Source organism: Enterococcus sp. AZ188, from assembly GCF_050544075.1.
Lineage (GTDB): Bacteria > Bacillota > Bacilli > Lactobacillales > Enterococcaceae > Enterococcus_D > Enterococcus_D entomosocium.
The window spans coordinates 1,769,069-1,781,238 of the sequence record NZ_CP172943.1; the positions used below are offsets into that span (position 1 = coordinate 1,769,069).

Here is a 12,170-nt window from a genome sequence, read left to right on the forward strand (position 1 = left end):
CAAAAAAGCACTCCTCTTAAAGAAAGGAGTGCTAACTTTTACTTTTTCAATTCTTTGATCTGTTCTTTTCGCTTCAAATACGCCAGTTCTTTTTCCATTTTACGATAGCGGGCGAAAGCTTCTTCTGAAAGTTCACCGGCAGCAATGGCCGCTTTGACCGCGCATTTCGGTTCTGTTTCATGACGACAGTCTCTGAAAAAACAACCTTCAGCATACTGGCTGATCGCTTCAAAGGATTGGTCGATCGAAGCTGACCGGACGGTACTGATGCCAACTTCCCGCATGCCAGGAGTATCAATGATCATTGCGCCAGAGGACAGAGTGAACAACTGGCGACTCGTCGTCGTGTGTCGTCCTCGACTATCCTCTCGTATGTCATTGGTTTTTTGAACGTCTTGCGCCATAAGCTGATTTAATAAGCTGGACTTTCCGACCCCAGATGAACCGATAAATGCGCTGATCTGTCCGTCAGAAAAATACGTTTCCATCAGCAATTCGTTTGGTTCAAAAATGGACGTAGCAAATGTTTTCACACCAAATGCATCGTTTAATGCTTGCAGCAGCTCTGCTTTTTTATCAGCAGTAACTTGATCGGCTTTGGTCAAGAGAATCACCGGATTAGCCCCACTGTCCCAAGCGATCGTTACAAAGCGCTCTAATCGAGCCAAATTGAATTCTTCATTGGCACTAGTTGCAATAAAAACTGTGTCGATGTTCGCCGCAATGCCTTGCTCGTCCGTGCGATTTCCAGCTACTTTTCGTTGTAAAAAACTTTTTCGTGGCAGCAAAGCATCAATCAAGAAATGATCTTGATCATACACCTGTCCTTGTACAGAATCACCAACGATCGGATAATCCTTTGGCGCTAGTGCCTGTTGGCGAAATTTTCCTGAAACCGTTGCTAAACATTCTTCTCCTGTGGTCAAGCGGACTTTTGCGATATCTTTGGCCTGAAAGACCACAATTCCTTGTTTTTCCATGATTTCCCTCCAGTTAGTTAGGAGGCCGCACTTAAAAAGAGAAACCTCCGAGTTGATGTTGCTTCATTTGATTTGTCATAAGACATTTCCCCTTTCTATGTTGTGCTCATCATGTGATGTCGCTTTATTATACCACCGGAACGGACAGTATGCTAAAGCAAATGACCCAAAAGAACATTTACTGAAACGAAGTAGATAAACAAGCCGGCGATATCTTTGATCGATGTGATGATCGGTGCCGAACCGGCTGCTTGGTCGATGTTTAGTTTAATCAGTACAAACGGGACTAAGAAACCAAGTGCTGCGGCTAAGGTCATGGCAAAAACTAACGAAATACCAACAGCCACACCTAACATCGGGATTCCTTGCCAAAGTGATGCAGCAACCCCAGAGATGACCCCTACGATCAAACCTAGACTTAAGCCGATCCAAACTTCTTTAAAGAAATGGCGAGTGAAGGTCGAAAGATCAATATGCCCTAATGACATCCCGCGAACAAAAACAGTTGAGGACTGTGTACCAACGTTTCCACCCATATCCATGATCAAAGGGATAAAAATCGCAACGGCTGCCACCGATTCCAATGTTTGTTCAAATTCATCAATGACTACCCCAGCTAAAAGACCGGCAACCAAAGTGATCACTAGGAACGGCAATCGGACTTTCCAAATTTGCCAAAGGCTGCCGTTGATCAGAACGTTACTACGGTCTGCTTCATTAGAAGCAACATCGACTAAACCAGCAGCATTAAACATGTCTTCTGTCGTTTCTTGCTCGATGACATCGATGGCGTCATCGACAGTGATGATCCCAACGATTCGCGATTCCTTGTCTACGACTGGTAGCGCAATGATATCTAGTTCATTTAGCAAACGTGCCGCTTCTTCCTGGTCCGTGTCCGTGGTAACATAAATAACTTTTTGGGACATGATTTCACTGATGAGTTGATCCCCTTGCGCCATTAAGAGATCTTTCAGTGACAAAACACCTTCTAATGTTTTCGTTTGATCAGTAACATAAAGCGTATAAATCGTTTCTTTTTCTTTGGCTTGCATTCGCACTTTTTCTAACGCTTGATTGACCGTCATATCTTTTTTCAATGTGATGAATTCCGGTGTCATCAAACGTCCAGCAGTCTCAGCCTCATACCCTAATAAGAGGTTTGTTGCAGCACGTTCATCCGGTGCCATTGATTGTAAAAGTTTTTGTGTTACGGTCGCTGGCAACTCATCCAAGAGTCTTACCCGGACATCTGGTGCCATTTCGTTCACAAACTCGGTTGCCCGTTCATCGGTGAAAGAGCGTAATAAGTGTTGTTGTGTAGCTGGTGTCAAATCTTCAAACAGGATAAGTGCTTTATCTTTCGGTAATAGTCGGAAAACGATCACTTTTTCATCCGCGGATAAATTGCTGAACAATTGTAACAGCGGCAGCTCTTCCATTCCTGATACGAGTTCTTTTAATTTTTCAGAGTCTTTCTGATTTAAATAATGTAAGATGGTTTCTTGCTGGTTCATGGGATACACTCCTTCTCCTGTAATTTTGCTCAAAGAAAGAAAGGAAATCGTTCAGAAAATTGTCCAGATTTCTTTCGTTTGAAGGTTGCGTGCTATACAGCTGAAATTTCGTTCCGCAGCTGGAGATGCCTGTTATTAAAACAAGCATCAAAGGGAAATAGCAACAACTTTATTCATTATATCACATAGTTTTTTTAAAACATGAAAAATTTGACTTGCAAATAAAAAAAACCATTCAGGCATGTTCCCTTGGTAAAGAAAGTGGGTTAAGAACATTTGAGATCAAAAAGCAAAAGAAACCTGGAAGTTCTGTAAAACGCTCCATGCAAATGGTATGATGAATGGGTTGCAGTTTTTTTACTCCCCGTTTATGCTAACTATACATCAATGAAAAGAGAGGCAAAAAAAGATGGCAAAGAAAAAAACATTTATCGGATCGGTCACTGCGCTTCTCGCACTCGCAGCAGTCGGATTTAGTCTCCTACACAGTAATGATCTATTCCCAAATCACAAAACACCATCATCAGAAGTGGCAATCACTTCTGCTAAGGATATTCGTGCAGATGAGCTGGCACAGTTAACTTACCAAGGCACCCAAACGATTGAAGTCAATCAGAACATTCCTGAGTTTTCAGAAGATGATCTTTCCCTTGAAAATGGCGCCTGGGAAGCATACGGCGACCTCGATCACCTCAATCGTGCGACCTCTGCTGAAGCAATGTTGAATCAATCCTTGATGCCCACGGAAAAGCGTGGCGATATTTCCAGTGTGAAACCGACAGGTTGGCGTAATAAACAGCTCCCCAATGGGAAATATTTATATAATCGAACCCACTTGATTGGCTTTGCTTTAGCTGGCGAAAATGCAAACTGGAAGAATCTGATCACAGGGACAAGTCAGTTGAACAATCCCGAGATGTTGCGCTTAGAAATGGATATCAACTATTATCTCAAGCAAGATAAAAATCATTATGTCCGATATTCCGTCACCCCGATCTATCGCGATGACGAGCTGGTTGCCCGTGGGGTACAGATGCAAGCCAAATCTATTGGCGAGGATACGATCCAATTCAACTATTATATCTTCAACATCCAAGATGGTGTCACAATCAACTATGCGGATGGTAGCAGCGAGATTTCCAACGAAGATATGACGCAGCCGGAGAATGCTACAAGTAGTGAAAACAACACGACAACAGCCACTTCTCAAAGCAGTGAAACAGAGGAAAAACAGAAAGAATATGTCGATCAACAAGGAAACGGTTTGATCAAAGGATCAAGAAGCGGCATCTATCATTTGCCCGGATCTAAATACTACGAGGATACTACCAACCCGAAAGAATGGTTCAAAACCATCGCTGAAGCGGAAGCTGCCGGCTACCGTGCACCAAAATAAAAAAGCCTAAGGCTTTTTTATTTTGGTTTTATTTATTCTTCGTTGGCTTGTGCTTGTCGCAACACTTTGACATAGGCCTTCCCTTCGTCTGTAAAGCGAACCGAACGTGACTTAAAGCGATAAGCTCGGTAAATCAGGCCTCTTTTTTCAAGACGCAATAAATGACGATAAACCAAAGAAGTTGTTTTTATCTCTTCATTGGCACAGATTTCTCGTATGGTAGGTGCGCAACCTTGAGCTTGCATATATTCGTCAATAAAAAGTAAGATTCGATCTTTTCTCGGCATAATTCCTCCTTTCCGCAAAACAGTCTTCACTGCTGCAAATTCGTAAAAACCGATAAGCTACTGCCTCGTCAGCTTTTTGTCCAATTAATACACTGAAAATCTATTGTTCCTCTCTCTTTTCCCATTCTTCCAACGAGTTAAAGTTCCTTTTAAACACTGGAATTTTCCCCTTAACGAGAAAAACATCGGCAAGCAGCGCTCTTTGTTATTGATTTTATCAAATTTAACAGCAAAAAATAGTAAATTTGAAAATTATTTTCCTTTTTATTGACATAAAAATAAATAAAGGTATTATTTTTTCTTGGAATTTGTTATTCTAAATTTAAGTAAAGGAGGATTTTATGTTAGGGATCGGCTTATTTTTTGTAGGAATTACTTTGATAATCAACGGCTGGGGAAGTTTACTTCACATTGACTATCGTTCACTTGCTTTAATTAATCTTTTTACAGGTTCGTTATCTTTCATTATCAATCTAATCTATATGCTCCAAGGTGCTTATTATGAAGCAGGCACAGGCTTTCTCTTTGCCTTCACGTATTTACTAGTAGGAATTATTTATCTCTTTGGTTTGGATCTACGGATTTATGGAATTTTTGCGCTATTCGTAGCCATCAATACCTTGCCTTTTGCCTGGGTCTCTTGGCAATGGGAGCAAGATCCGCTCTTTGCAATGATTTGGTTAACCTGGGGAGCGTTATGGCTTTGCGGCTTTTTGGATACGATCGTGAAGGTAAACTTTGGTCGTAAGATTCATTATTTTGCGATCGCTTGCGGTATCTTCACTACGTGGGTCCCAGGTTTGCTGATGCTATTAGATCTCTATTAAACAATAGTGATTATCTCAATGATAATCACTATTGTTTATTTCTAAAAAGTGCTCAATCTCCTGCATCGCCTTCTGAGGACCATTTGTCGGGAAATGATTCTTTAGCCGGCAGGCTTGTTGGCAAATCTTCAGATCTCCAACCTCTGTCAGAGCAGTTTCCAGCTTTTTCTCAGTTACTGGTTTTGTCAGTGCAATTGCATTGCCATACGCCACGCAGTACTGAATATTGCAGCTTTGCTCATAGTGCATCCCGATTCCGATAAACGGCTTCCCAGAGGCACAAGCTGTTTGAACAGTCCCTTCCCCACCATGGATAAAAGAAAAATCGATATGCTCATGCAATAGATGACTTGGCAGATATTCGGTCAGGAACAAATTCTCTGAGACGTTGTGTTTCCCCTTGAGTAGATGCGTAACCGGAGCAATGATCGCTAGTTCCGGACGGTTTTGTAAGAAAGCTAAGATTTTTCGCACCATGCGCGGATTCCCCGAACTGCCCATTGCAAAATAAACGATTCGTTTTCTTTCCCGCCGCTTTTGTTGAATAAAAGTCAACACTTCGTCTGGTAAAGAAGACCCGAGCTTCGCAAAAATCGGCCCAACGATTTGATAGTTTTCTGGCAGCTGCTCTTTCGTTAAAAATAAATCAGGAGTGGTGATGAGATTTAAATCAGCGTCCATCATTCGTAAGCTCGTTTCAGGCATAGAAAGTTTTTCTGTTTGGGCAGCGTGTTTGAATGCTCGGGGCATCCAGCGGGATTTTACCAATTGTTTTCTTGTCCAATACCAAAGTGGTTTCCTTAACGGTCCGAAGAAACGCAAACTAGAAGGGATAAACGCGCTATCTGATCGAAAAAAGGGATCACTCATCGCATAGGGTTTTACGTAGACTAAGGGAATCTGTTTGCTGCGAGCAGATAGAAAGATCGTGACATTCGATCCAGTTACAATCACCTGAGGAGCAAGCTTGTCGACCAGTTTTTTTTCGCTCAGAATACGCGCAGCAACCATCTCTTTGGTGAAGGGATTTTTGAATGAGCGCAGTTGATCTAATTTTATGATCTGTTCCTCTTGTTTTTCTGTAAGAGTCGGCGTCAATAAATGGTACGTAAAACCACTTTCAATGATAAGTGAAGCAAAGGTCTTTGAAAAACCAAAGAACTCACAGTGGTGATTTCCTTGCATTTGTTTAGCGACTTCGATCATCCGTGTCGTTTCAGCCAAGTTGAATACCGCAGGTGCAAAAAGAATCATTGGCATGCAATCCTCCTCATGTATCGAGTCCATCCACTCGTTTCTTTCAAGTATACTAAAAGAGCGCATACTTAGGAGAAGTTTTTTGCAGACCTTCTCGTTCATCTTTTTACATTGTTTAACTAAAAATTTGCTATAATAAAGAAAACCTTTCAAGGAGTAAACCAATGCGAAAAAAAATATCTTCCTTGCGGCTTAGTATATTCTCACGCGGGCTCATTCTCTTTGCTTACTTTTTCTTGATTCAACAATTTTGGGAAATGGTTGTTTCTGACTTTGCACTTTTGCCTTCGCTGGCATTCATCCAAATTCTCTTGATGATCCTTTCAACCTTTCTCATTAGCAAGTTTGTTAAAAAACGCTCGTGGCGGCAAGTGCTTTTTGGCAGCTACCTATTCATCATCGGCTCGCTATTTTCTTTCTGGCTAGCAAATAATCCATTGGAGCTGCAAGCAGTCATTCTTTATATGATAGGCGCTTTTTTTGGCGGCATTCTTTGGGAATATTTGGCCCAGCGCTTGGCAACAGATCTTCTGGCCAAAGAACATGAACCTCGTTAACAGAGGTTTTTTTCTTTTTCTGATAGAAAAGGCAAACATTCTTCGTATATAGTGTGAAGGGGTGAAAAAGGTGCAGGATGAAGAAATCATTGAACGAATCAAAAAGAAAGACTATGCCGGCTTAGAAGAACTGTTAGCTGTTTATGGTGATAGCATGCTGAGGACGATCCATAGTGTCCTCTCGCAACCGCATGAAGTGAGCGAGCGCCAAGATGTAGCGAACGAAGTTTTTTACGAGGTTTGGCAAAAGATTGCTGCGTATCAACCTGACAGAAGCCGCTTGATTACTTGGCTGCTTTTGATCAGTCGTAGTCGTGCGATTGACCACAAGCGAAAGTTGAACAAGCGCTCATTGGAAGAAAAACCTGTTGATGAGCAGGAACTAGCTATTGAAGAATCACCTTTAACAAAGGAAAACTTTTTGGGCTTTATTGAAGACCTTGAAGCCCTTGATCAAAGGATCTTTCTGCTCTACTATTTTTATCAGGAATCACCCGAAACCATCGCAGAGCAGACGGACTTAAATGTCTCAGCAATCTACAATCGTCTTTCCCGTGGCCGCAAACGCTTAAAAGAAAGGATGACTATCGATGGATTTTAAACAGTTAGTCTTAAATGAAAATAAATCACTGATAAAAGTAACTGAACAAGAAAAAGCAACAACCTTCGAGCTGTCCAAACAATATGTTTTCTTGCAAGATCTATTAGAGGAGCTTCGGACGCTTTTAGCAAAAGACGAAACGATTCTTGGCTATCTGCCTTTGACGCCAGATGGAAACCTCGCCTTCGCCAACCAAGGGCTTGGCGCCTATGCGTATGCAACAACTGAGAAAGCAAAAGCATACCGTGACATCTTTCATGATACCCGCGGCAATCGTTTGTTGGTTTTCACAGAAACCCGAATGCTTTTTCTGGTCATCATCGACTATTTAGAAAGTAACACCTATTTCAGTTACCCCTATGAGAACATCAAGGCGTTCACCATCAAGCCAAGAAAGCTGATGAAGCACGAATCACCAGAGGATAAAGAACAATTCCATTGGGGCTATTTCGACTTTCAAGCGGGGACGCACATTTTCTCAGAAGTGCTGACGAAAAAAGACTACGAATTATTTACGTCCTATCATGAATCGATCCCTGCACTCAAGAAAATTCCAATTCAAAACAAAATTTACAGAGCAGCCAAATATCAGTATTTCTTGAGTAATTGGCATTTCAGTTTTCGCTTGATGACCATTTTCAACCTGCTCTTCCTGCTGCTGTTTGTATTACTGATTCTCGGATTTTTCTTACACTTTGGGCCACTGAAAGGATTTTATTATAAGGATCTGTTGGACATAGGTATGGTCATTTCCCTTTTTTATAGTAAGAACATCTTGCCATAAAAAAAGACTGCCGTTCCTTCCTAATCATTTCTTTGATATCAATTGAATAAAGCGCCAGATTTTCTACGGAAGAGCACCTCTTGCAGGATTCAAGTGAAAACGAATGCTGCAAGAGGTGCTTTCTTGTCTCGGACTATTGGGACATTCCTAACCGCCCGTTTTTTCATTTCCTTTTGAAATTCTCAGATTTCTTGTGAACTTTTCAGAAGACTCCACTCATAATTTCATACATGCCTAATGAGATTATTTTTTCATTCACGCTTGCTTTTTAGGAAGAAACGTTATGATGATTTTACTTGCTAGGAGGTGTGAAAAATCGAACTTATCGGACATTTGGTCTTTTGGATCCCGTTTTGTCTTTTTCTAGTGATTGGATCGTTTTTCATACAATGGCGGAAACGTTTCGTTTCAACCCTTATTGCAGCGATCCCGTTTCTCTTTTTTATGGTAAAAATATTCAATTATCGGCACTATGAGCCAGATTCTATTTTCATCATCTATTTGGTCGGACTCTTCTTGTCAGCGATCTTACTGATTGTTGCTGTCCGTCGGCTTTCAAAAAAAGCCTAAACCTAGGGTTACTAGAAAACAAAGACATTGCTTAAATGAAACCCAGCCTAACTTTAAGGTTCATTTAAGGTTCACGGACTATAGTCAATACGGACATAATAATTTAGAGCCTGTGCTAGCGGAAACTAGCGCAGGCTTGTTTGTTTATTTATAGAAAATAGGACAAATCGCTAGCAGGTGTGGGGTAGGCAAAAATCATTTGTGCCAGTGCTTCTTTCGATAGCTGATTTTCCAACACAAAAACGAAGTGGTTGATCAACTCATCCGCCAATGCAGAAAAAATCGTGACAGCAACGATTGTATCAGATGTGTCATAAACCAATTTGATTTTTGCCTCTTGATCATTGATTCGTCGATAGGTGTACCAAGAAGAAAGATCCATCACCTCGCTATGATATTCTGAGGCATGATCGGCAATCTCTTGCTCACTGATTCCGATTCTTGCCAGTTTTTCCGCACCAAAAACCAGCGTAGGGATTAGCGGATAGCGGATGGGCGTTTTCTGGTCATCTATATGCTCGACAAGATAGGCGGCTTCAAAACTAGCAACAGGCGTCAGTTTTGGCTGCTTTTTCGCTAGCACATCTCCGATTGCGTAGATGTGTGTTTGACTAGTCTGCAAAAACTCATTTACAACGATCCCTTGTTTTGACGTTTCTACCCCTGCCTTTTCCAGTTGCAGCTGATCGCTATTGGGTCTGCGTCCCGTGGCACCAATCACTGCTTCTACGGTGAGAGACAACGCTTGTGTCTGAATTGTATAGTGGTTTTGTTCTTTCATGATTCGCTGTGTGTTCTGGTTAAAGTGAAACGAAACACCTTGGTCCTGCATTGAACGAACCATTTCTGCGGTCAATTCAGCATCAAATCCTTTTAGTGGCTGGTCATTATGATGAATCACATGAACTTCAGCACCTGCTGCTTGAGCGATCATCGCCAATTCGAAGGTAATATATCCAGCACCTATGAAAGCAATCGTTGCTGGCATCTTTTCAAAGGAAAGAAAATCAGTACTGTTTTGTAAATGCTCCTTGCCGACGACTGGTAGTACGGCTGGACGCTGTCCTGTCGCAATGATTATTTTTTCTGCTTGAATCTCTTCGGCCTCCACGACGACCGTATGGGCATCACGAAAAGCGGCTTGTCCGTAGTAAGTAGTGATTCCTTCTGCTAGTAACCCTTGTTTGGTTGACTCCGGCACACGATCAGTATACGAGCGCTTAAACGCCATCAGTGCCGGCCAATCAATGGATACCTGCCCTTGAACGCCATTGCCTTGCATACGTTTCGCCTCTGTTTTGACTTCTACGCCTCGCATCAGTAGTTTTTTCGGATCGCACCCGCGATTGGGGCACGTGCCACCCCATAAATCAGCTTCGACGATCGCCACTGTCTTTCCTTTGGCTTTTAACCCATAGGCAGCAGCCGTACCAGCTGGACCCGCTCCGATAATCAGTACATCCACCTTTTTCATCTGTCTCCTCCTTCTCTTAAAAAAATCCTGCTCTTTCTCTTCCCTTCAAGTATAGCGAATCACGGTCAGCCCACAAAACAATTCGCCTTTAACGGCTCCTGCGAATGATCACAATCATCCCTTAAAATTGCGTTTGATATGGTATACTTTTCTTGTCAGTTTAACGACAAAGGAGAATGAATGACTGTGAGTTTTAAACGTTTTTTTCAGCTCTTTCTTTTTTATTTCCTCTCGATTCTGGTGGCCTATGGCCTGATTGCGTTTCTAGCAGTAGATAACTTTTGGCTGGTCGTCTGTTTGATGACAATTGTCGGCTATCTCACCTTGGGTATCCCACTAACCTTATTGAGTTTAAAGAAGAAAAAATAAGACAACAGACAAAGACACCAGCAACTTCTCTAAGAAGCTGGTGTCTTTCCACATTGATGCGATTATCCTAATACAATCTGGGCATCTGCCAATGCTTTTTCCACTACTTCCATCACCAGCTTGCTATGTGCAAGACGTTCCTTGACAAAGACATGATCATTTTCGTGAATGGCTTGTGCAAAACGGGCAAATTCTTCAAACATACGATGTCCGTGAACGCTTTGATCCTGATGGATTTTTTCCCCATTGACCGGTTCAACGTCATAGCTGGCAAGCATATTCGTCGGCCCATTGACGATGATCGATCCTTTCGTCCCTTGGATCGTTGAGCGAATCGTCGCTGTCGAATCTTTGGCGCCAATACAAACGACTTTTGTTTGTTCATAGTCTAAAAACAGCATGCCAGAAGTATCGATCCCCTCTTCGACATTAGCAAAATAGCGGACACTTTTAGGTTTTCCTAAAAGCCCGACCACAAAATGAATATTATAGATATTGATATCCATCAATGCCCCACCACCCATTTTTGGGTTAAATGCAGGTAAAACGGTTCCCTCTTTGAATGAATCATAACGAGAAGAATATTGCGAATAGTTGCATTCAATCACTTTCAGCTCTCCCAATGTTTCAAGCTGCGCTTTTATTCCTTGGTAGTTGGCTAAGTACTGATTCGTGATGGCTTCCATCAAAAGCACCCCATGGGCAGCAGCCAATTCTGTTAATTCTACTAATTCTCGTGCCTGCAACGTAAATGGCTTTTCACAAATGACGTGTTTGCCAGCGAGGATCGCTTCTTTGGCAAAGGAATAATGCAAATGATTGGGCAATGCGACATACACGGTGTCAACGGAGGGATCCGCCAAACATGCCCCTAACTCTGTATAGACGGTTTGAATCCCGTATTGCTGTTTTAAGTGATTCATTTTCTCTAAATCATTTTCTGTCCCAAAAATAGCGGGCAGTTCAAGCTGCGGGACATCCCCTGCCACCGTCAAAAAATCATGGACGATCATGCCTGCCCCTAAAATCGCTAAGTTCATCTTGCTTCCCCTTTTCTATCTTCTTAGATCATTTGTTTCAATACCTCGGTGATCACTTTATGATCCTCTAAATGGGCCAAACCTGACACACAGATAGCACCAGTGACTTCTCTATCTTCGATAATTGGAAAACCACCACCACAAACTGCATAATGTTCGTCTTGTGCCCATTTAGCAAATTGTATATCTCTATCTTTTTGCGCATAGACGTATAGTGAACTATGCCCGCTTTCTAGTACCGTTCGTTCTTTTCTTTCAAGCCAAGGGCTTTCTTTTCGCCCTGCCATTAAAAATCGAATGATCGGCAAGCCATGATGAACAACTTTGATCCCTACAGGCTTCGGGTAGTTCCTTTTAACGTACTGATCAATGGCAATTACCAATCGCAATGCGAGGTCATTGTCAAAATGAGCAAACTGCAGCTGCTGTTCTTCTTGCAGGATTTCTGAAGATTCGATTCGTATCTACTCCTTTACGTTGAGTCAGTTGATGCCTTCAGGCGCTTTGTTTG

Annotated in this window: 14 protein-coding genes; 7 read left to right on the forward strand and 7 right to left on the reverse strand. The window is 42.0% G+C overall.

Going from position 1 to position 12,170, the window contains the following annotated elements:
- Positions 1-38 precede the first annotated feature (38 nt).
- Positions 39-980, reverse strand: a complete 942-nt coding sequence (gene rsgA / locus IGI86_RS08240; RefSeq protein ID WP_430617911.1) for a ribosome small subunit-dependent GTPase A — start codon at positions 978-980, stop codon at positions 39-41.
- Between the two features lie 152 nt (positions 981-1,132).
- Positions 1,133-2,497: a magnesium transporter gene (gene mgtE, locus IGI86_RS08245; RefSeq protein WP_034878560.1), complete on the reverse strand. Its 1,365-nt coding sequence runs from the start codon at positions 2,495-2,497 to the stop codon at positions 1,133-1,135.
- A gap of 409 nt (positions 2,498-2,906) precedes the next feature.
- On the opposite strand from mgtE, the gene IGI86_RS08250 reads away from it, so the two are divergent.
- Complete coding sequence (locus tag IGI86_RS08250; protein WP_430617912.1) at positions 2,907-3,893, forward strand: DNA/RNA non-specific endonuclease; 987 nt, start codon at positions 2,907-2,909, stop codon at positions 3,891-3,893.
- Positions 3,894-3,925: 32 nt separating this feature from the next.
- Here the strand turns inward: IGI86_RS08250 and IGI86_RS08255 are convergent, their stop codons facing one another.
- Complete coding sequence (locus IGI86_RS08255; RefSeq protein ID WP_016620130.1) at positions 3,926-4,180, reverse strand: LexA family protein; 255 nt, start codon at positions 4,178-4,180, stop codon at positions 3,926-3,928.
- Positions 4,181-4,521: 341 nt separating this feature from the next.
- Between IGI86_RS08255 and IGI86_RS08260 the strand changes: the two genes are divergently transcribed.
- Entirely contained in the window at positions 4,522-5,007 is a 486-nt protein-coding gene (locus IGI86_RS08260) for an AmiS/UreI family transporter (RefSeq protein WP_430617913.1), read from the forward strand.
- Between the two features lie 15 nt (positions 5,008-5,022).
- Here the strand turns inward: IGI86_RS08260 and IGI86_RS08265 are convergent, their stop codons facing one another.
- Positions 5,023-6,267 (reverse strand): glycosyltransferase, encoded by a 1,245-nt coding sequence (locus IGI86_RS08265; protein ID WP_430617914.1) that lies wholly within the window; start codon positions 6,265-6,267, stop codon positions 5,023-5,025.
- A 161-nt stretch (positions 6,268-6,428) separates the two neighbouring features.
- Here IGI86_RS08265 and IGI86_RS08270 point away from each other — a divergent pair, with 161 nt between their 5' ends.
- The 4 genes from IGI86_RS08270 (at position 6,429) to IGI86_RS08285 (ending at position 8,682) form a co-directional block, all read left to right on the forward strand.
- Entirely contained in the window at positions 6,429-6,821 is a 393-nt protein-coding gene (locus IGI86_RS08270; protein WP_087664137.1) for a hypothetical protein, read from the forward strand.
- A gap of 61 nt (positions 6,822-6,882) precedes the next feature.
- Positions 6,883-7,422, forward strand: coding sequence for a sigma-70 family RNA polymerase sigma factor (locus tag IGI86_RS08275; RefSeq protein ID WP_005235917.1), 540 nt, complete (start codon positions 6,883-6,885; stop codon positions 7,420-7,422).
- Positions 7,412-8,206 (forward strand): hypothetical protein, encoded by a 795-nt coding sequence (locus IGI86_RS08280; RefSeq protein WP_430617915.1) that lies wholly within the window; start codon positions 7,412-7,414, stop codon positions 8,204-8,206. The genes IGI86_RS08275 and IGI86_RS08280 overlap by 11 nt, the downstream gene beginning before the upstream one ends.
- Before the next feature lie 308 nt (positions 8,207-8,514).
- A complete protein-coding gene (locus IGI86_RS08285; RefSeq protein WP_005235914.1) occupies positions 8,515-8,682 on the forward strand; it encodes a hypothetical protein in 168 nt (55 codons plus the stop codon).
- A 242-nt stretch (positions 8,683-8,924) separates the two neighbouring features.
- Here the strand turns inward: IGI86_RS08285 and IGI86_RS08290 are convergent, their stop codons facing one another.
- On the reverse strand, positions 8,925-10,250 hold the full coding sequence (locus IGI86_RS08290; protein ID WP_430617916.1) for a dihydrolipoyl dehydrogenase family protein: 1,326 nt from the start codon (positions 10,248-10,250) through the stop codon (positions 8,925-8,927).
- A 180-nt stretch (positions 10,251-10,430) separates the two neighbouring features.
- Between IGI86_RS08290 and IGI86_RS08295 the strand changes: the two genes are divergently transcribed.
- Entirely contained in the window at positions 10,431-10,619 is a 189-nt protein-coding gene (locus IGI86_RS08295) for a hypothetical protein (RefSeq protein WP_005226063.1), read from the forward strand.
- A 62-nt stretch (positions 10,620-10,681) separates the two neighbouring features.
- Here the strand turns inward: IGI86_RS08295 and IGI86_RS08300 are convergent, their stop codons facing one another.
- Both IGI86_RS08300 and IGI86_RS08305 read right to left on the reverse strand, forming a co-directional pair.
- A complete protein-coding gene (locus IGI86_RS08300) occupies positions 10,682-11,659 on the reverse strand; it encodes a Gfo/Idh/MocA family protein (RefSeq protein WP_430617917.1) in 978 nt (325 codons plus the stop codon).
- A gap of 23 nt (positions 11,660-11,682) precedes the next feature.
- A complete protein-coding gene (locus IGI86_RS08305; RefSeq protein ID WP_308810356.1) occupies positions 11,683-12,123 on the reverse strand; it encodes a heme-binding protein in 441 nt (146 codons plus the stop codon).
- Positions 12,124-12,170: the final 47 nt, after the last annotated feature.